This window comes from Marinimicrobium alkaliphilum, assembly GCF_003259155.1.
GTDB lineage: Bacteria > Pseudomonadota > Gammaproteobacteria > Pseudomonadales > Cellvibrionaceae > Marinimicrobium_A > Marinimicrobium_A alkaliphilum.
In genome coordinates this window covers 535,480-555,680 of sequence record NZ_QGMQ01000001.1, presented here as the reverse complement: position 1 = coordinate 555,680, position 20,201 = coordinate 535,480, and the positions used below count along the sequence as shown (strand labels likewise).

The following is a 20,201-nucleotide window of genomic DNA, read 5'->3' as shown; positions in this document are numbered from 1 at the left end:
GGGCATCCGTCAGTAACGTCGGGCGGCTTTTCCTGCTATGATGTCCGCTCAATTTTTTAGATGCCGACAAGTAGTTTTCATGCTGAATTCCGATGCCCTGCAACAGCTCTCCCAGCTCAAAACCGATATCCGCTCCGAACGCGACCTGGCCCAGGGGCTGGTACGTGGCACCACCAAACGCTTCGGCTTTGTACGCCTTGACGATGGCCGCGATGCGTTTCTCAACCCGGAGCAGATGCAGCGGGTACTGCCGGGCGACCGGGTCGAGGTTGCACTCAAAACCAATGCCCGCGATCAGCTGGAAGCCGAGCTGGAACGGTTGCTGGAAACCGAGCTGGATACCTTTGTCGGGCGCTATATGACCAAGGGTCAGGCCCACTTTGTCGAGCCGGACCTGCCGTTTTTTAACCGCTGGATGTTTGTGCCTCCACGCGAGCGCGCCCAGTGCGCCGAGGGCGACCTGGTGCTCTGCCAACTGCTGCGCCACCCCTACAAAAACGAGGGTAAAACCCAGGTCAAGATTCTGGAACGTATCGGTCGTAGCGATGAACCGGGTATCGAAGGCCGCTACATTGTCGCCAAACACCAGCTGCCCCATGCCTGGAGCGACGCTGCCAGCGCTCAAAGCCATGACATTCAGGCCATTGAGCCGAGCAGCGATGAAGCCCCCGAAGACTTGAGCACGTACACCTTCGTCACCATTGACGCCGAAAGCACTCGGGATATGGACGATGCCGTTTATGTAGAGCCCCGCGACGACGGCTGGCACCTGATTACGGCGATCGCCGATCCCACGCGCTATATTCCCGTGGACAGTCCCCTGGGGGAGACTGCCCGCACCCGGGCCAGCACAGCCTATCTGTTGGGCCACACCCTGACCATGCTGCCACCGGAGCTGTCCCACGACACCTTTTCTCTGGTGCCGGAACAGCGTCGACCGGCCCTCCTGTGTCATATGGACATTGCCAGTGACGGCAGCATTACCGATTGCCGCTTTCGCGAGGGCATTGTCTGCTCTCACTACAAGCTGAGCTATCAGGGCGTTACCGACCTGATCGAGGGCACCAGTGACTACGATGTACTGCCCGATGCCATCAAGGAGATGCTGCGCCAGTTGCATGAGCTGGCCCTATTGCGCACCGAGTACCGGCGTGAACATGCGCTGGTGATGGACGACCGCGCCGATTATTTTCACCAGCTCAACGACCAGCGCAAAATCGAGCGCATCGATAAGCGCGAGCGCAACCTCGCCCACCGCATTGTCGAAGAGGCCATGCTGGCCACCAACATCTGCGCCGGTGAGCTGCTCGCCCAGTACCCGGGCTACGGCATTTTCTCGACCCACGCGGGCTTCCGCAGCGAGCAGCTGGAAGAGATCCAGTCACTGCTGGACGAGGACCTGCCGGAACAGTTTGAGAACCAGGATTTTGGCGAGCTGAGTCACTTTCAGCAGTTGATGCGCCAGCTGCGCGAACACAAGGCCGACAGCGAAACCCACGCCGCCCTGCTGGCTCTGCTACAGCGCAAACTGCAACCGGGCGAGCTATCCCTGACACCGGCACCGCATTTTGGCCTGGGCTTCCGCTATTACGCCACCGTGACATCGCCGATTCGTCGCTATAACGACTTCCACAACCACCTGGCAATCAAAGCCATTTTGCGCAAGCACAGCGGGCCTAGTGTGGACGACGAGGCTATTGCCGCACTGCAGGCGCAATTAATGCGCGGACGCCAGGCCTGTCGCCAGTTGGAACAGTGGCTGTGCTGTCAGTATCTGGCCGATCATATCGGCAGTGTTCATACGGGACGCATTACCCAGGTCAACGCCAGCGGCATCGGGGTGCGCCTGGACGACTCCGGTATCGAGGGCTTTGTCATGCTGAAAAAGCGGGAGAAGTCGCCGGATGCCACACCGAAAAAACTCGAATTTGATGCCCGTCGCCTGACCCTGAGCACACCCGAGCAGCGCTTCCGCCTGGATGAAACCGTGGCCGTCATGGTTGCCGAGGTCGATGTCGCCAGCCGTCGGGTGAGTCTGGAACTGGTGGATGAAGCCACCGCCGAGCGCCTGAAGGTCTGGCAGGAAGCCGACCTGCCCAAGGATGCCTGATCATGGCCCGGGGCTACTGGCTGTTGAAAAGCGAGCCGGATGTCTACGGTATTGAGCATCTGGCCGGGGAGCCCAAACAGACTGCGCGCTGGGACGGCATTCGCAATTATCAGGCGCGCAACTTTTTACGCGACCAGGTACACGAAGGCGACCGCGCCTTTATCTACCACAGTCAGTGCAAAACCGTAGGCATTGCGGGCACCGCCCGTGTGGTCAAGGCCGCCTACCCGGACCCGGCCCAGTTTAACCCGGACAGCCCCTACTACGACCCCAAGGCCACCGAGGACAAGCCCCGCTGGTTTGCGATTGATATCGCGCTGGATGAAGTGTTTGATGCGGTGATTCCGCTCAAGCGGATCAAGCAGCAGGCAGCGCTGGAGGACATGGTGCTGCTGAAACAGGGGCGACTGTCGGTACAGCCGGTGACCCCGGAAGAATGGAAAGAGATTCATCGCCTACGCTAAGGTGCTTTTGCTGCCAGCGATGGAGGTTGGGGCGGCGCTTCCGGCACCCGCCGTAAATACCTCCCTGTAGGCTCGAGCGCAGCATCCCTGCTGCGCACGGTCCCGGAAGCACCGCCCCAACCTCCTCCAACATCTCAGTGGGCACAGAGGGCGGTGAAGCCGGAGGCGCCTTTGGCAACCCTCGCGTCATGGATGACGCGTGGGAGCTACAGGGATGTATTCACCGCGTTTGCCAAAGGCGCCTCCGGCTTCACCGGCCGACGACCTACTGGCATCACCTACTCCCACTCAATCGTGGCGGGTGGTTTGCTCGACACGTCGTAGGTGACGCGGGAGACGCCGTCGATTTCGTTGATGATGCGGTTGGAGACTTTCTCCAGCAACTCGTAAGGCAGGTGTGCCCAGCGGGCGGTCATAAAGTCGACGGTTTCTACCGCACGCAAAGCGATGACCCACTCGTAGCGACGGCCGTCACCCACGACACCCACGGACTTGACCGGCAGGAACACGGCAAAGGCCTGGCTGGTTTTGTGGTACCAGTCCGCCGCGCGCAGCTCCTCGAGGAAAATCGCATCCGCCTCACGCAGGATATCGGCGTATTCCTTTTTCACCTCACCCAGAATACGCACGCCCAGGCCCGGCCCCGGGAAGGGGTGGCGGTAGACCATATCGTAGGGCAGACCCAGTTCCAGGCCGATGGCCCGGACTTCGTCTTTAAACAGTTCGCGCAGGGGTTCCACCAGTTCCAGGGCCATATCGTCCGGCAGGCCGCCGACATTGTGATGGGATTTGATCACATGGGCTTTGCCGGTTTTGGCGGCCGCCGATTCGATCACGTCCGGGTAGATGGTGCCCTGGGCGAGCCACTTCACGTCTTTGATGCGGGTCGCTTCGATGTCGAAAATATCAATGAAGGTGTTGCCGATGATCTTGCGCTTGCGCTCGGGATCGTTCTCACCTTTGAGCTTGCCCAGAAACTGCTCTTCGGCATCGACGCGCACGACCTTGACACCCATGTTCTTGGCGAACATGTCCATCACCTGGTCGCCCTCTTCCTTGCGCAGCAGACCGTTGTCCACAAACACGCAGGTGAGCTGATCGCCAATGGCTTTGTGCAACAATGCCGCCACCACCGAGGAATCAACGCCACCGGACAGGCCCAGAAGCACCTTATCGCCGCCCACCTGTTCCTGCACTTTGCGGATCGCGTCTTCGACAATATTGGCCGGTGTCCACAGCGCCTCGCAGCCGCACAGCTTGAGCACAAAATGCTCAAAAATACGCTTACCTTGTAAGGTGTGCGTCACTTCCGGGTGGAACTGTACCCCGTAAAAATCTTTCTCGTCACAATACATGCCGGCAATCGGGCACGAAGGCGTCGACGCCATCACTTCGAAGCCGGGGGGCACTTCACTGACCTTGTCGCCGTGGCTCATCCAGACGTCGAGCAGGCCGCCGCCGTCGTGGTCAACGTGATCTTTGATCTCGTGCAGAAGCGCGCTCTGACCGTGAGTTTTGACCTGGGCATAACCAAATTCGCGAATGTTGGAACCCTGCACTGCACCACCGAGCTGTTCGGCCATGGTCTGCATGCCGTAACAGATCCCCAGCACCGGTACACCCAGGGTGAAGACCAGCTCCGGAGCTCGCGGCGACTTACCGGCCGTCACCGACTCGGGACCGCCGGCCAGGATGATACCGCTCGGATCGAACGCGCGAATTTCTTCGTCGCTCATATCAAAAGCGCGAATCTCCGAGTAAACGCCAATCTCGCGCACGCGGCGCGCGATCAATTGGGTGTACTGGGAGCCGAAGTCGAGAATGAGAATACGCTGAGCGTGAATGTCCTGAGTCATGAATACTTCACTGTCGCAAGTGGTTCGAAAAGTTTATCGGAAAAGGCCGTGCTTTAACGACAAGGGCGGCACTGCTGCCGCCCTCGCCGCGCACTGATCAAACCCCGGTTAGCGGCTGCCCACAGGATAGTTGGGCGCTTCTTTGGTGATCTGTACATCGTGCACGTGGCTCTCGCCCATACCCGCCGAGGTCACACGTACAAATTGCGGCCGGGTGCGCATCTCTTCCATAGAGGTGCTACCGGTGTAACCCATGGCCGAGCGCAAACCGCCCATCAACTGATGCACGATGGCGGCAATCGGGCCCTTGTAGGGTACCCGGCCTTCGATGCCTTCGGGCACGAGCTTCTCGGCACCTTCACTGGCATCCTGGAAGTAACGGTCGCTGGAGCCTTGTGTCTGGCTCATCGCGCCGAGTGAACCCATACCGCGGTAGGCTTTGTAGGTCCGGCCTTGATACAACTCCACTTCACCCGGCGCCTCTTCGGTACCGGCAAACATGGAACCCATCATGACCGAGTCGGCACCCGCGGCAATGGCTTTGGCCAGGTCGCCGGAAAAGCGAATACCGCCATCGGCAATCACCGGGACGTCGGTGCCCTTGAGTCCGTCAACCACGTTAGCGATGGCACTCATTTGCGGCACGCCAACACCGGATACAATGCGGGTGGTGCAGATGGAACCTGGGCCGATGCCCACTTTGACCGCATCCGCACCGGCGTCGGCAAGTGCTTTGGCCGCCTCACCGGTAGCGATGTTGCCACCGATGACCTGAACGTCAGGGAACTGCTGCTTGATGCGCCGCACCCGCTCGATCACATTGCGTGAATGACCGTGCGCGGTGTCAACGACCAACACATCAACACCGGCTTCCACCAATGCCGCAACGCGTTCGTCAGTTTCCCCGCTGGTGCCGACGCTGGCTCCCACACGCAGGCGCCCTTCCGGATCTTTGCTGGCGTTGGGGTAGCGCTCAGCTTTGTTGATATCCTTGACGGTAATCAGGCCACGCAACTCAAATTTGTCGTTGACCACCAGCACTTTTTCGATGCGGTGCTTGTGCAGCTGCGCGCGCACTTCGTCGGCATCAGCGCCTTCAAGTACGGTCACCAGTTTTTCTTTCGGGGTCATGATGCTGGACACGGACGCATCCAGGTTGGCTTCGAAGCGCACGTCACGACCGGTGACAATCCCTACCAGGTCACCCTTGTGCAGCACCGGCACACCAGAAATATTGTTTCTGCGCGTCAGTTCAAGCAACTCGCGAATGGTGGCGTCCGCATCGATGGTGATCGGATCTTTGACCACGCCGGACTCGAACTTTTTCACCGCCCGCACTTCCCGCGCCTGCTTCTCGATGGACATGCTTTTGTGGATGATGCCGATGCCGCCCTCCTGGGCCATGGCAATGGCCAGACGCGCTTCGGTGACGGTATCCATTGCCGCCGACATCAGGGGAATGTTCAGGTGAATGGCGCGCGTCAGCCGGGTCTTCAGGGAAACATCCTTGGGAGTCACCTCCGAGTACCCGGGTACCAGCAAAACGTCATCAAAGGTGAGAGCTTCTTCAGCAATGCGCAACATAGACCTGCTAACCTCTATCCACAGAGAAATAAACGCGAAATTATACGCTTTTGGCGCTATCCGGTAAACCAGAATCGGCGCCGAAGGGCAACCATCCGACCACATTGGCACGCTTTCCGCTACAATGGCCACCATGATCACAGACAACACCCCAAATCCGGGCGCCGAGCGTCGAATTTTCTCCGTCAGCCAACTCAACCGCCAGGTGCGCCAGCTGCTGGAAACCCACCTGCCCCTGCTCTGGGTGGAAGGCGAAATCTCCAACCTCGCGCAACCCTCTTCCGGGCACTGGTACTTCACCCTCAAGGATGATCAGGCCCAGGTGCGTTGCGCCATGTTCCGCAACCGCAATCAGCAGGTGCGTTTTCGTCCGGGCCACGGCCAGCAGGTGCTGGTGCGCGCCCGGGCAGGCCTGTACGAAGGTCGGGGCGAATACCAGCTGGTGGTTGAGCACATGGAGGAGGCGGGCTACGGCGCCTTGCAGCGAGCCTTCGAAGCGCTCAAGCACTCGCTTGCCGAGGAGGGCCTGTTTGCCCCGGAGCGCAAACGTCCCCTGCCCAGCCTGCCCCGCCATGTGGCCCTGATCACCTCACCCACAGGGGCCGTTATCCGGGATATGCTCACGGTCTTCAAACGCCGCTTCCCCGGCATTCCTCTGACCGTCATTCCCGTCGCTGTACAAGGCAAAGAGGCCGCACCCCAGATCGTCAAGGCCCTGACCCTGGCCAATGCCGCCGGGCTCTTTGACGCCATCATTCTGGCGCGCGGCGGCGGCTCCCTGGAAGATCTCTGGCCCTTCAACGAGGAGATGGTAGCGCGCGCCATCGCCGCCAGCGAACTGCCGGTGGTGAGTGCCGTCGGTCACGAAGTGGACGTCACCATCGCCGATTTTGTCGCCGACATGCGCGCCCCGACACCCTCGGCCGCCGCCGAACTCCTGGCCCCGGACGCCAGTGAGTGGCAGGCCCGCTTTGCCCACTTCCAACACCAACTCGGCGCGACCTTGCAGCGCCGCCTGCACCTGGAGCGCCAGCGGGTGTTGCACTTACGCCAGCGCCTGCGCCACCCGGGTGAACGCCTGCAACAACAAAAACAGCACCTGGACCAACTGGAACTGCGCCTGAGCCGCAGCATGGCCCGGCAACTGGTGCGCCAGCGCACCCGCCTGGACAACCTGGTCGCCCGCCAAAAGCCCCTGCGCCCGGCCCGACGCCTGGCGCAACTGCGCGAGCAATTGCAGCAACTGCACTCCCGCCTGACGCGCGCCGAACAGCAACAACGGCAACGCAAGCAACAGCGCCTGAGCGAGGCCGCACGCCTGCTCAACACCGTCAGCCCGCTCAATACCCTGGAGCGCGGCTACAGCATCACCCGCACCCCGGAGGGCGCCGTACTGACCCACCACGACCAGGTCAAGACCAATCAGGATCTGGTGACCCACCTGGCGCATGGGAAGATCTACAGCAAAGTCACCTCCGTAAAACATGACTAGCGAGCCGAATCGCACCGAACTCTGAGGTCAGGAGCGGGCACCTGCTCCTACTAGTCTGATAGCAACGCCTGAGTCGGGTATCCCTGTCCGGGACACGCCGTGAACCCATCCCTGGGGGCTCGACTGCCGCCGTCCAGGCGGCAGACGGTCCCGGACAGGGATACCCGACTCAGGCTAGTGCCAACTGCAGACCCCCTGCCCTCGACCGATTGAAGTTACATTCGCTCACGAGTATATTAGGGGTTCTTGTCGGGGCGCCTTGGCAGCGTTTGCTGTTCGGAGGCTGAGATCGGTACGGCCGAACCCGTTGAACCTGAACAGGTTGATACCTGCGGAGGGAACAAGGCCGTGTGGACACCCCCGCCCTGACCTTGCTACCTCCCTGCCGAATCCGCCTGTATCACTCGACTGATTTTGTTGCGAGGTGCCATGACACTCACAGCACATGCCCGCATTGCCGTGGCCGGCGGCGGCCTGCTGGGTCGCCTGTTGACCTGGCAGCTGCTGCGCCGGGGCCACAGCGTCAGCCTGTATGAAGCGGGCAGCCTGAGCGAACCCAAAGCCGCGGCCTGGACCGCCGCGGGCATGATCGCCCCGCTGAGCGAGGTGGTGGTCTCTGAGCGCTCTGCCTATACCATGGGTCTCTACGCCCTGGCCCAATGGCCCGAATGGCTGGCCTCCCTACCCGCGCCCGACACCGGCAGCCCCCTGTTTAGCCGCAATGGCAGCCTGCTGGTGGCCCACAGCCAGGACCTGAGCGAGCTGCGCCAGTTTGAACAGGAACTGCATCATCAGGTGCAGGATGCCCGCTACCGGCGCCTGTACGGGCGCGAACTGCTGGACCTGGAGCCGGATCTCAACCCCCAGTTTCAACAGGGGCTGTTACTGGAAGATGAAGGCCATCTGGACAACCGCAATGTGCTGCGTGCGCTGCTCGCGGCACTCACGGCATTGGGCGCCGAATTGCACGAGCATACCCCTGTCAGTCTCGCACCCCAGTGTGTCACCACCGAGCGCGAAACCCATCGCTACGACCTGGTGCTCGATTGTCGCGGCGTCGGTGCCAAGGCTCAGCATTCGGCGGTGCGCGGTGTGCGCGGTGAAGTGCTGGGCGTGCAGACTACGGAAGTCACCCTGCAGCGCCCGGTGCGCCTGATGCACCCGCGCTACCAACTGTATGTGGTGCCCAAGCCCAATCACTGTTTTGTCATTGGTGCGACGCAAATTGAAAGTGAAGATCTGTCGCCGGTGAGCCTGCGCTCATCTCTGGAGCTGAGCAGCGCCCTCTACACCCTGGCGCCGGCGTTTGCCGAGGCGCGAATTATCGATCAGGGGGTTAATTTACGGCCCGCATTTATGGACAATATGCCGCATGTCACCAAGTCCGAGGGCCTTATCACCGCCAACGGCCTGTTCCGCCACGGTTACCTGCTGGCCCCTGCGGTGGTCAATCACATCCTCGCCTACCTGGACGGCGAACCCGAGCTACCTTTTGCCGACGATCTGACGCCGGCACCGGAGAACCCATGACCGAGAGAGCTATGATAGACGTCAGCCTCAACAATGAACGCACCCAAGTCGCCCCAAAGCGCCTGCTGAGCGACGCCCTGAACGATTGGGGCTACGGCGGCCAGAAGGTTGCCATCGCCATCAACGGCGAATTTGTCCCCCGCTCCCGCTACGCCGAGCAGGAGCTGACTCAGGGCGACAAAATTGACATCGTAAAACCCATTGGGGGCGGCTGATATGAATACCGAAATCCAACACGATCCCTTGGTGCTGTACGGGGAAGCCTTCGAAAGTCGTTTCCTGTTGGGCACGGCGCTGTACAGCTCGCCGGATATCATGCGCGATGCCATCGAACGCTCCCGTTGCGATATCGTGACCCTGGGCCTGCGTCGGCAGAACCCTGCCAATCGCGACGGCGATACTTTCTGGCGCCATATCGAGGCCAGCGGCTGTCGCCTGCTGCCCAACACCGCCGGCTGCAAAAGCGTGAAAGAAGCGGTCACCCTGGCGGAAATGTCCCGGGAGATGTTCGACACGCCGTGGGTCAAACTGGAAGTGATCGGCGACGACTACAACCTGCAGCCCGACCCCTTCGGCCTGGTAGAGGCGGCGGCGGGCCTGATCAAAAAGGGCTTCAAGGTACTGCCCTACTGCACCGACGACCTGATCCTCGGGCAGCGGCTGCTGGATGTGGGCTGCGAAGTGCTGATGCCCTGGGGCTCACCCATCGGCACCGGCCAGGGACTGCTCAATCGCTACAATCTGCGCACCCTGCGCGAACGGCTGCCGACAGTGCCGCTGATTGTCGATGCCGGCCTGGGCGCACCGTCGCAGGCGGCGGAAGCCATGGAAATGGGCTTCGACGGTATCCTGCTCAACACCGCCGTAGCCAAGGCGAGCGAGCCACCACTGATGGCCGAAGCCTTTGCCGACGCCATCGACGCCGGGCGCAAAGCCTACAAAGCCGGCCTGATGCAGACCCGCCAGACCGCCAGCCCGAGCACACCCACGCTGGGCCAGCCGTTCTGGCATACGACTTCGTAGCTGAGCAGGGAGCAGGGGAACCTGTCCCGGACACGCCGTAAACCCATCCCTGGGGGCTCGACTGTCGCCGTCCAGGCGACAGACGGTCCAGGACAGGTTCCCCTGCTCCCTGCTTAATCGCCATCATTCCCGAGGCCCGCATCGTCCGAGTTTACGGCGTGTACCGGAAAGGTCTCCCCCCTCGCGGCGGGCTCTGCCGGCCGGCACTCGCGCCGGAAACGTGACCCTGATCACGCTTTCGGCACTGCGACGCGTGTTTATTTGCCTCTTCTGCGCATATCCCTTATCTTCGACAGCCTGTGAACCACACCGGTGGCTCGCAATGAGCAAGTGGCACAAAAAGCATCAAGGAAACGTCATTGAAGGATCACGCGCATGCCCACTGATGAACCTATCGCTATCTGCAACGACACCCCCGCGCAAGAATACGAAGTTACCGTTGGCTGTAGCCTGCTCTGGTCGCAGGCGCAGGAATTTTCCTATCTGCGGCTTTCGGATAAGAATGGCGACAACGAATACGAACTGATCGGCCTGTATGCCGTGCGCGCGCGTCGGATCGCCGCAACTTACGCACGCTTTTATCTGGAAACCGAAGACGGCGGCGACCCAAGCAAACTCGGGCGCTACTACTGGATGGCACTGGGAGCATTTGCCAGCAAAACCGTTGCCTGCTTACTGGAGCTTCGACGAGTCCGACTCTCCAACACCCTCGGAAGACGATCCATGGGCACATTCGAAGCCCACGAGATTGCAGAAGGGCTGGGCAAAGGCAATCTCTGGCTATTCAGTGACATCGCGCCTCCACACTGGTTTTACAACCACTACCCTGAACATTTTTTCGACGGGATGGCGTGTATCCATGAGCGCAGCGCTGATAGTTTGGAAGAGCCAGTGCAGAGCACGCTCTACGAGCTTCCATGGGCAAGTGAGTCACTCAAACGAATTCAGCAACTCAATGCTTCAGATGACCTTATCAAAGGCTTTGAATACGTTGCTGATTTGGAGCAAACTCGGGGAAGACAGCAGCGCCTCGAGTTACAGTTTGATCATCTCATGGCTATCGCCAACCACGAGCAGGGCGAAATTTTGCAGCCGCTGATTTATGACGACGAAATATTCAGCAGCTGGACAAAAAGACAGCGAGAGAACTTCATCCTGAGGTGGGCGTCCCCCAAGTTTGAGCTAACCTTTACGCATCAGTGCACAGAGAAAGATGAAGATCTGAGATCAGAAGCCCCGAAAGGCATGGTGGTAGAAGACTTCGAAAGCCGTATGACCTGGATTGAACAGGTGGCAGAAATGTTCCACAACCTTATGCAAAATAGAACTGATTACATGACTTCAGAGCTGACGTCAATGAGCGAATGGGTAAACTATGGTGGCGCTGATTAGCTTTCTTCGGAATGCAGTTATTATATTTCTGACACTCGGAATGCTATTTGGCTGCCAGCAGGAAAAAGGGCATAAAAACATGACATCAAATGAGATCACAATCGCGCTCGGAACCCCCACCCAAGAACTCATCGACAAACATCCGTCTAAAGGTTACAGTCGAATTGACAAACAACCAGCCGGATTAAACTTCTATAAAATAAACTGGAACACCAACGACCGGGGCACGGTCCATATTAATCACGGTAACCACAGTCTTACGATACCCTACGCAACCAGCGTCACTGGAACAGAAGATACAGATCGACCAGAGCTTGGCATTCAGGACTTCCTCATCACCGCAGGCTTAAACAGTAGCGGAGAAATCAGTCACGACGACGCACTCAAAACCCTCAGCTCGCTTATATCTAATTTATTAGACGTCGGGTGGAAGCCTTTGTTATGGTTTGACGATCCACGCTTAAGCGGCGCAGAGGCTTTCAAGTACTATCAAAAAAATCCATCCTACGGCATCCCTCCTGACTACAGGTTGTGCCTTGATGAATGGATGGCTCTGAGGCGCTCAATCCGTTGGCGATTGTTTGCAGGCGACGCAACACTGTCTATACGTTTCCAGCGCGACAGCCAAAGATTGGATATCGAGCAGCCTGGCAGCTACCTGATTAGCTTCAACCTCTCTACAACGGAGAAGCTGGCAAAGAATCACTTTGAGCAAAGCGAGCAAAACGACTGGAAGGCGCTCTGGCCAGACATGATCAAATCCCTTAAGCGGCAGCGCTACGCCAAAGAAGCCATTCTCGAAGAAAAAGGCTTTACCATTAATCATGACTACCAGGACCCAATTATTCACCCGGATGACCCTATTGAAGTGGAAGACTGAAGGAAGCGTCATTGAAGGATCACGCGCATGCCCACTGATGAACCTATCGCTATCTGCAACGACACCCCCGCGCAAGAATACGAAGTTACCGTTGGCTGTAGCCTGCTCTGGTCGCAGGTGCAGGAATTTCCCTATCTGCGGCTTTCGGATAAGAATGGCGACAACGAATACGAACTGATCGGCCTGTATGCCGCGCGCGCGTCGGATCGCCGCAACTTACGCACGCTTTTATCTGGAAACCGAAGACGGCGGCGACCCAAGCAAACTCGGGCGCTGCTACTGGATGGCACTGGGAACATTTGCCAGCAAAACCGTTGCCTGCTTACTGGATACCTGGCAGCTGAACGCCTCCTACGCCGAGCACTTTTTCGACGGCATGGCGTGCATTCACGAGCGCGACGCCAACGACCTTGAAGACACGGTACGGGAAACTTTCAACGACTTGCCTTAGGCCAGCGCTGGCTACTGCTTCGCTGGGTTTACTAGACGTGCGCGCACTTATTGCCATAGGTTTACTGCTCTCACTATCAGCGTGCGAGCAGGTTCACGAGGATACACAGATGGAACCGAATACTGTTGCCGTTGAAATAGGCATGACAGGAGAGCTGTTTCTGGAGAAAAACGGTTTATCCCCAGAAGACAATGTTGATCGGCAACCGGCTGGTATCAATTTCTATCAGCACAGATGGAGGCAGGACGACTTAGGCATCGTTCAAATCCATCATGGTGATTACGGATTCAGAATTCCTTTTGTTTTGGGCTTTACCGGTGCCGAAAACACCGAAAGGCCTGACAACGGTATCGGCTCTTTCAGCGTCAGAGCAGGCATTACTGAGTCTTCAGATGTTTCCCACGACGAAGCGCGCATCACGTTAATGAGATTTCTTTCCGCCTTACGTAAGAAAGGCTGGCGACCCCTGATCGATTACAACCAACCCCGACTGGGCGGGGAGGAGGCCTACCAGTACTTCGCAAAAAACCGGAGCTTTGGTACGCCTGCTGATCATCACCTGACCCTTGAACAATGGATGGCCCTCGGGCGCTTTGCCAATTGGTACCTGTACGCCGACGACATCACCCTTACCATCCGCTTTAACCGCGACAGAACGCGGATGGACCCCGATAAGGCGGGGGCCTATCTTTTCAGCTTCGATTTATCAACAACCGAACGCAGAGCCAAAGGTTACTTCAGTCCCGAAATACGGGACGACTGGCAAGATCTATGGGCTGATAAAATCCGTGGTTTCAAAAGAGAAAGGCTGGCGAAAGAGGCCATTCTCGAAGAAAAAGGTTTTACCATCAACCGGGACTACCAGGACCCGATTATTCACCCGGCTGATCCCATTGAGTTAGAAGAGATCACACCGTAATCACGTACCGCCGGCGCGCCCGGCGGCAAGCACAAGATTGATGGAGGCGTGCGTTGCACATTCAAGGGAGAAGTCACTTCAAAGCCGTTCAGTGGCGAGATTTACTGCACCTCAACCGTCGGGAAATTATTGTCGAGTTGTCGCTCTCACTGCCTTGGCTCCTTAGCTCCTGCTTGGCGGCGGCTTGGGGGTACTATCCGATTGCCCTCCTCTGCTCCTTTATGTTTTTCCTCACCGGCCTGCGCCAGGTTCACAATGCCTACCACTATGCGTTGGGGCTATCGCGCCCGATGACGGAGTGGGTGATGTTTATCCTGAGCATTCTAATGCTCGGCTCTATGCATGCGGTCAAGGTCAATCACCTGCGTCATCACCGTTACTGCATGGAGGAAGAAGACGTCGAAGCCATGAGTGCGCGGATGCCCGGCTGGAAGGCCATACTGATCGGTCCCTGGTTTCCACTACGGCTACACCACAAGGCGCTACAAGTGGCTAACCTAACTGAGCGGCGGTGGATTCTCAGTGAACTCCAGGCCAACCTGCTTTGGTTCTGGCTGGTATTTGCAGTCTTTGACGTTAGCTGGCTGAAATACCATGTAGCAGCCATGGCCCTGGGACAATGCCTCACCGCGTTTTTTGCCGTCTGGACCGTTCATCACGATTGCGACCCCAGCCAGGCACGCACCGTTCGAGGAAGGTTCAAGGCGCTGGTCACCTACAATATGTTCTTTCACTTGGAGCATCACTTGTTCCCCGCAGTGCCCACCTGCAAACTGCCATCACTGGCTCAGCGTTTAGATCAGCAGGCGCCTGATCTGTCGAGCAAGCGGGTTATTTAGAGGGGTACAACCCAGTGCCACAGGGGCACGGTCACCAGGCCTATAGCCAGTCCGTAACCGACGACGGCGGAGGACAGGCGCGGCGCCAAACCGTAGATGGTGGCCAGGGCACCGGCGGAGATCATGGCGGGCATGGCGGCTTCCAGTACGACGACGCGTGCCGCCAGGCCTTCGAAGCCAAACAGCAGAAGTGCACCCAGAGTCACGGCCGGGATCAACAATAATTTGAAGCCCAGGGCCATGAGAAAAGGGGTTGCCGTTTCACGCTCCAGGCGCAGCTTCCACTGCATCCCCACCGCCACCATTACCACTGGCACCAGGCTCGCCGCAATAGTGGCAAAGGCCGAGGCAAGCCAGTCCGGGTAGTCCAGGGGGTAAGTCGCAAATGCGAGGCACAGGGCGAGAAACGAGGGAAAAGTAAGAATATTGCGCACCAGGTCGCCAGCACTGGCGCTGCGGCCGCTGTAATAGGCGGCCACCAGGATGCCGTAGGTGTTAAGCGCGATAAACGTCCCCAGATTGTCGTAGAGAATCGCGTAGGGAATACCTTCGCGCCCCACCAGGGTGTCGATCAGCGGCAGCCCGACGAAGCCGGTATTGCCCAACGGCACGAGTAACATCAGTGAGCCGGTGACCGGTTTTGACCAGTCCAGGGCCCGGGCCGTGAGCCACGTGAGTCCGGCGCTGAAAGCCATCACCAGCCAGACTGCAATCACCGGCAGCAGCGCTTCGCGGTTGAGCATCAGATTGGGAATTTCACTCAGCACCAGCGCCGGCAGCGCCACATAAATCACATACAGATTGAGCGTGACCGCCGAGCCCTCGGGAAAGCGTTTGACCCGCTGGAGCATCAACCCGACGGCGATGCACAGCAAAATGACGGTATAGTTACTCACTACCGAGTCTCAACTAGCCTTTGCCCTTGGTGGGCCTTGCGGGTTTGCCCGGTTTTGCGGACTTTCCCGGCTTGCCGGGCTTTCCGCCACGAGCGGGCTTACTGGCTTTACTTTTTGCCAGACTGCGCTCGCGCGCCTGCTGCCGATCGTTGTGCTTACCTGCCACTTTGGGGTTGCGCCCGGCAAAGGGGTTTTCACTGGACTTGAATTCCAGACGAATAGGCGTGCCGTGCAGGTCCAACACCTTGCGGAAAGTTTTTTCCAGATAGCGCACGTAATGCTGCGGGATAGCGTGAACCTGATTGCCGTGGATCACGATGATCGGTGGGTTGTGACCGCCGCTATGAGCATAGCGCAGTTTGATGCGTCGACCGTGGACCATGGGCGGCTGATGCTCCTGCACCGCATCTTCGAGGATCCGGGTCAGGAAGTTGGTGGAAAACTTGTCCGTGGCGGCACTGAAGGCCTTTTCCACCGATTTATAAAGATTTCCCACCCCGGTGCCGTGCAGCGCCGAGATGTAGTGAATATCGGCGAAATCCACAAAGCGCAGGCGCCGGCCCAGTTCATTGCGCACATACTCCTTGTGAGTATCTTCCAGACCGTCCCACTTGTTGAGCGCGACCACCAGGGCGCGTCCGGCGTCGATGACGTTACCGAGCAGGTGCAGATCCTGATCCACCACGCCTTCGCTGGCGTCCATTACCAGCACCACCACATTGGCGTCTTCGATCGCTTTGAGGGTTTTTACAATGGAGAACTTCTCCACCGTTAGCGACACGTTCTTGCGTCGTCGGACCCCGGCGGTGTCAATCAGGGTGTAGGGTTTATCGTGGCGCTCGTAGTTGATGTAAATACTGTCGCGGGTGGTGCCCGGCAGGTCAAATACGACGACCCGATCCTCGCCCAGCATGCGGTTGACCAAGGTCGATTTGCCGACGTTGGGCCGCCCTACCACGGCAATCTTGATGCCCTTGGCGATATCCTCCGGCTCCGATTCGACCTCTGGCAATTGCGCCAGCACATCTTCCATCATGGACGCGACACCCCGGCCGTGAGTGGCCGTGGTCGGGTATATTTCACCCAGACCCAACTCATAGAAAGGTGCCAGCGCCACGTCCGGGTCGAGACCGTCAATCTTGTTGGCCACCAAATAAACCGGTTTGCCCTGCACCCTCAGATGCTGAGCGATGGCGTAGTCCGCAGCCGTCAAGCCGGCGCGGCTGTCGACCAGAAACAGAATGACGTCCGCTTCTTTGATGGCCTGCAGGGACTGGCCCGCCATCAGGCTGTCGATTCCCTCTTCCTCGCCGCTGATACCACCGGTATCTACCAACATAAAACGACGGCCGTCGACGTTGCCCTCGCCGTACTTACGGTCCCGGGTCAGGCCGGCGTAGTCGGCCACGAGCGCGTCGCGGCTGCGGGTCAGACGATTAAACAGCGTGGATTTACCCACATTCGGGCGGCCCACCAGGGCGATGACAGGAATCATATTGCGTGCTAACTCTGGAATGGAGAAGAGCCGCCATTATGGCGGCTCGGACAACCGGGCTCAAGCCGCCTTAGCGCGGCTCGACCTGCAGGGCACGTAGGCGCCCCCGGTTAGTATAGACGAAGAGGGTGTCACCATCGGCAAGCATCGGGGCGCGTACGCCGCGACGATCGATGCGGGTACGAGCTACAAACTCACCGTCGGACTGGTTCATCACGTGCAGGTAGCCTTTGTAATCCACCACCGCGACATAATCGCCGAAGGCCGTCGCCGCCCCCAGGTTGCGGCGCAGCATCTGCTCGTTGCTCCAGCGTATTTCGCCGCTGCTCAGGCTGTGCGCCGTCACCCGACCGTCGCTGTGGCTGGCAAAAAGCGTATCACCGCTGATGCTCATGTTCTCGTGAATCGACGCCTCCTGGCCCCAGATGTTGCGCCCGGAGTTACGGCTGTAAGCGGCTATCTGTCCCTGGAAAGCGGCCACATAAACGGTGTTTTCACGCAGTAACGGAGAGGCATCGATATCGATCATGCGTTCAATTTCCGAGCGCCCCTGAGGCAAAGCCACCCGCTGCTCCCACTGGATAATACCGTTGCGGGCATTGAATGCCATCAATTTCCCGTTCGCGAAACCAGCATAGACCATGGAGTCGGTGACCAACGGCGAGGCGTTGCCGCGCAAGGTCAACACCGGCGGCGGGCTGTCGTAATTCCACAATTCGCTGCCATCGGCGACCGAGCGCGCGTACAGGCGGTCGTTCACGGTCATTACCGCTACCACTGAGGCGTTGGCCTGGGGCACCGAGAGCACCTCGCCGCTCAGGCGCGTGCGCCACTGCTCGGCGCCATTTTCAATGTCCAGGGCCACCAGGTCACCGTTGTAGGTGCCGTAATAGAGACGACCATCACGCACGCTGACACCACCGCTGATGTCATCGTCTACCCGCACCTGCCAATGGCGACGGCCGGTTTCTGCGTCCAGTGCGCGTACTCGGCCATTGGCCGCCGCGACATACAGAGTACCGTCCGCCAAGGCGGGCACGAGTTGGGTGTACCCGACGTCCTGACCGCTACGCACGCGCTGGCGCCACTCGGTCGAGAAACGGTGGGTCTGGTCAAAGCTGACCAGCTCCATGGGCTCGGTGCCGTCTTTTTTACCGAACAGCGAACAACCTGAGGCCAACAACACCAGGGCCAGCAGTGGCACAAATCTCATCAAACAGTCTCCTCGCCGGCTGTCACCGGCGTATGGGCGCCGGCGCCCGAGGCGGCCTGAACATCGTCCAGCTTCATTTGCAGCAGCATGCTGCGCTGCTGCTGATCCGGGGTCAGGGCATCGAGCGCCGACTGATAGGCGGCACGGGCCGCTTCTGCATCACCCTGCGCGAGCAGGATGTCGCCTTTCAGTTCAGCGTATTTGGCCGCAAACTGGGACGTATGTTCCCGCTCAATCAAGGCCAGAGCAGCATCGTGTTCTTCCTGGGCGTAGAGCACACGCGCGAGACGCACCCGCGCAAGCTGCTCGACAGCCTCGTCACGGTTGTTGTCCAGCACCCACTCCAGCTCGCGCTGGGCGCGCTCCAGCTCACCGTTCTGGACGGCAATCCGCGCCATCAGCATAGCGGCGTTCTGGGCGTAAAGGCTGCGGCTGTTGTCAGCTTTGATCTGCTCGACCAGCTCCGCAGCCGCGGCCTGGCGCTCCTCGGTCATGCCCCGCTCATCGGCGGCATCCATGACATTCAGCAGTTGCTCAAAGCGCGCTGAAGCGGCTTCGGCCTTGGCCTCACGCTGATCTTGCCAGGCGCCCCAGGTGAACCAACCACCCACGCCGAATACCACGGCCAAGACCAGGAATTTGCCGTTCTCTTTCCACCAGCGTTTGATCGCTTCTAGTTGTTCTTCTTCAGTCAAAGTATCGCTCACGTTCTGCTCCTGTTTTACTCACGCTGTTATGTGTAGCTGTCGGTTAAAGGTTTTTCGATCGGGTATTAAAGCTCTTTCAGGGTCTCGATCAGTTGCGCGCGCGCAACGCTTTGCTGGGCTTCGCCCGAGCGCAAGGGTTTGACGATCACCTGGTTGTTCTTGATTTCATCCTCGCCCAAAATCAGGGCAACATCGGCCTGGCTTTTATCCGCCTTTTTCATCTGGCTTTTAAAGCTGCCTCCGCCGCAATGTGTCTGCAGCCGCAGGTGCGGCAGGGCTTCACGCACCTGCTCGGCCAAGATCAGGGCCTGGCCCTGAAGGTCGCCGACCGCCACCAGATAGAGGTCAATGGGCTGATCCAGGCCTTCGGGCAGGCACTCCAACTCTTTAAGCAGCAGTACCAGGCGCTCCAGGCCCATACCAAAGCCGATCGCCGGGGTGGGTTTGCCGCCCAATTGTTCCACCAGCGTATCATAGCGGCCACCGGCACAGACAGTGCCCTGGGCTCCGAGCTTGTCTGTGACCCACTCAAACGCGGTTTTCCCGTAGTAATCGAGTCCGCGTACCAGGCGCGGATTCACCGTATAGGGGACCCCGGCGGCATCAAGCATCGCTTTCAGCTGCTCAAAGTGCTCCCGGGATTCGTCATCCAGGTGGTCCAGCAGCATCGGTGCGCCGTCAAGCAAGGCCTGGGTGTTGGGATCCTTGCTGTCGAGGATGCGCAGCGGATTGCTGTCCAGACGCCGCTGGCTGTCGGCGTCCAGTTGGTCCTTGCGCTCGCCCAAAAAAGCCACCAGCGCGTCGCGGTAGGCGGCGCGCGCCTCGCTGCTGCCCAGGGAATTGATCTGCAGGGTGACCGCATCGCTCACACCCAGCTCACGCAGAATGCGCGCGCTGAGCAACAGGATCTCGGCGTCGATATCCGGTCCGAGCATTCCAAAGGTCTCCACCCCGATTTGGTGGAATTGGCGATAGCGACCCTTCTGCGGGCGCTCGTAGCGGAACATCGGGCCCTGATACCACAGCCGTTGCACCTGGTTATACAGAAGCCCGTGCTGTTCGCACGCCCGTACGCAGCTGGCGGTACCCTCGGGACGCAGGGTTACGCTGTCGCCGTTGCGGTCATCGAAGGTATACATTTCCTTCTCGACAATGTCGGTGACCTCACCAATCGAGCGTTTAAACAACTCGGTGGTTTCCAGTATCGGAAAGCGGATCTCCTGGTAGCCGTAACGCTGCAAAATATCGGCGACGGTAGCTTCGACGTACTGCCAGTAGACGGACTCGCCCGGCAACAGGTCGTTCATTCCGCGGATGGCTTGAATCTTTTTCAAAACAGTTCCTTAATCA

18 protein-coding genes and 1 riboswitch are annotated in these 20,201 nt (G+C 59.1%); of the genes, 11 read left to right on the top strand and 7 right to left on the bottom strand.

Translation table 11 applies throughout. The annotated features are described in order from the left end of the window. Positions 1-79 precede the first annotated feature (79 nt). Together DKW72_RS02515 and DKW72_RS02510 are read left to right on the top strand one after the other, a co-directional pair. The gene (locus DKW72_RS02515) at positions 80-2,110 is read left to right on the top strand and encodes a VacB/RNase II family 3'-5' exoribonuclease (protein ID WP_111640719.1); all 2,031 of its coding nucleotides are present in this window, start codon (positions 80-82) and stop codon (positions 2,108-2,110) included. Between the two features lie 2 nt (positions 2,111-2,112). Next, on the top strand, positions 2,113-2,574 hold the full coding sequence (locus DKW72_RS02510) for an EVE domain-containing protein (protein WP_111640718.1): 462 nt from the start codon (positions 2,113-2,115) through the stop codon (positions 2,572-2,574). Positions 2,575-2,852: 278 nt separating this feature from the next. Here the strand turns inward: DKW72_RS02510 and guaA are convergent, their stop codons facing one another. Continuing rightward, positions 2,853-4,430: a glutamine-hydrolyzing GMP synthase gene (gene guaA, locus DKW72_RS02505; RefSeq protein ID WP_111640717.1), complete on the bottom strand. Its 1,578-nt coding sequence runs from the start codon at positions 4,428-4,430 to the stop codon at positions 2,853-2,855. A gap of 108 nt (positions 4,431-4,538) precedes the next feature. After that, the gene (gene guaB / locus DKW72_RS02500; RefSeq protein ID WP_111640716.1) at positions 4,539-6,014 is read right to left on the bottom strand and encodes an IMP dehydrogenase; all 1,476 of its coding nucleotides are present in this window, start codon (positions 6,012-6,014) and stop codon (positions 4,539-4,541) included. A 124-nt stretch (positions 6,015-6,138) separates the two neighbouring features. On the opposite strand from guaB, the gene xseA reads away from it, so the two are divergent. The 9 genes from xseA (at position 6,139) to DKW72_RS02455 (ending at position 14,540) form a co-directional block, all read left to right on the top strand. Further along, positions 6,139-7,506, top strand: coding sequence for an exodeoxyribonuclease VII large subunit (gene xseA, locus DKW72_RS02495; protein WP_456298941.1), 1,368 nt, complete (start codon positions 6,139-6,141; stop codon positions 7,504-7,506). A 240-nt stretch (positions 7,507-7,746) separates the two neighbouring features. Further along, a riboswitch (TPP riboswitch) is annotated at positions 7,747-7,863 on the top strand. 72 nt (positions 7,864-7,935) lie between these two features. After that, positions 7,936-9,036: a glycine oxidase ThiO gene (gene thiO, locus DKW72_RS02490; protein WP_111640715.1), complete on the top strand. Its 1,101-nt coding sequence runs from the start codon at positions 7,936-7,938 to the stop codon at positions 9,034-9,036. Beyond that, the gene (thiS, locus tag DKW72_RS02485; protein WP_232522286.1) at positions 9,033-9,251 is read left to right on the top strand and encodes a sulfur carrier protein ThiS; all 219 of its coding nucleotides are present in this window, start codon (positions 9,033-9,035) and stop codon (positions 9,249-9,251) included. The genes thiO and thiS overlap by 4 nt, the downstream gene beginning before the upstream one ends. A gap of 1 nt (position 9,252) precedes the next feature. Next, positions 9,253-10,059 carry a thiazole synthase gene (locus DKW72_RS02480; RefSeq protein ID WP_111640714.1) on the top strand — a complete coding sequence of 269 codons (807 nt, stop codon included), beginning with the start codon at positions 9,253-9,255 and terminating at the stop codon, positions 10,057-10,059. 375 nt (positions 10,060-10,434) lie between these two features. After that, a complete protein-coding gene (locus DKW72_RS02475; RefSeq protein ID WP_111640713.1) occupies positions 10,435-11,451 on the top strand; it encodes a DUF2515 family protein in 1,017 nt (338 codons plus the stop codon). After that, the gene (locus DKW72_RS02470) at positions 11,435-12,331 is read left to right on the top strand and encodes a hypothetical protein (protein ID WP_111640712.1); all 897 of its coding nucleotides are present in this window, start codon (positions 11,435-11,437) and stop codon (positions 12,329-12,331) included. The genes DKW72_RS02475 and DKW72_RS02470 overlap by 17 nt, the downstream gene beginning before the upstream one ends. A 187-nt stretch (positions 12,332-12,518) precedes the next feature. Then, on the top strand, positions 12,519-12,782 hold the full coding sequence (locus DKW72_RS02465) for a DUF2515 family protein (protein WP_111640711.1): 264 nt from the start codon (positions 12,519-12,521) through the stop codon (positions 12,780-12,782). A 109-nt stretch (positions 12,783-12,891) separates the two neighbouring features. Next, positions 12,892-13,701, top strand: coding sequence for a hypothetical protein (locus DKW72_RS02460; protein WP_111640710.1), 810 nt, complete (start codon positions 12,892-12,894; stop codon positions 13,699-13,701). A 53-nt stretch (positions 13,702-13,754) separates the two neighbouring features. Beyond that, on the top strand, positions 13,755-14,540 hold the full coding sequence (locus DKW72_RS02455) for a fatty acid desaturase family protein (protein ID WP_111640709.1): 786 nt from the start codon (positions 13,755-13,757) through the stop codon (positions 14,538-14,540). Here DKW72_RS02455 and DKW72_RS02450 read toward each other — a convergent pair. The 5 genes from DKW72_RS02450 to hisS form a co-directional block, all read right to left on the bottom strand. Beyond that, on the bottom strand, positions 14,537-15,436 hold the full coding sequence (locus tag DKW72_RS02450; RefSeq protein ID WP_111640708.1) for an AEC family transporter: 900 nt from the start codon (positions 15,434-15,436) through the stop codon (positions 14,537-14,539). The genes DKW72_RS02455 and DKW72_RS02450 overlap by 4 nt on opposite strands. Positions 15,437-15,449: 13 nt before the next feature. Further along, complete coding sequence (gene der, locus DKW72_RS02445; RefSeq protein WP_111640707.1) at positions 15,450-16,931, bottom strand: ribosome biogenesis GTPase Der; 1,482 nt, start codon at positions 16,929-16,931, stop codon at positions 15,450-15,452. A 70-nt stretch (positions 16,932-17,001) separates the two neighbouring features. Then, positions 17,002-18,144 carry an outer membrane protein assembly factor BamB gene (bamB, locus tag DKW72_RS02440; RefSeq protein ID WP_111640706.1) on the bottom strand — a complete coding sequence of 381 codons (1,143 nt, stop codon included), beginning with the start codon at positions 18,142-18,144 and terminating at the stop codon, positions 17,002-17,004. Further along, positions 18,144-18,851: a YfgM family protein gene (locus DKW72_RS02435; protein ID WP_111640705.1), complete on the bottom strand. Its 708-nt coding sequence runs from the start codon at positions 18,849-18,851 to the stop codon at positions 18,144-18,146. The genes bamB and DKW72_RS02435 overlap by 1 nt, the downstream gene beginning before the upstream one ends. Before the next feature lie 65 nt (positions 18,852-18,916). Beyond that, complete coding sequence (gene hisS / locus DKW72_RS02430; RefSeq protein WP_111640704.1) at positions 18,917-20,185, bottom strand: histidine--tRNA ligase; 1,269 nt, start codon at positions 20,183-20,185, stop codon at positions 18,917-18,919. Between the last annotated feature and the right edge of the window lie 16 nt (positions 20,186-20,201).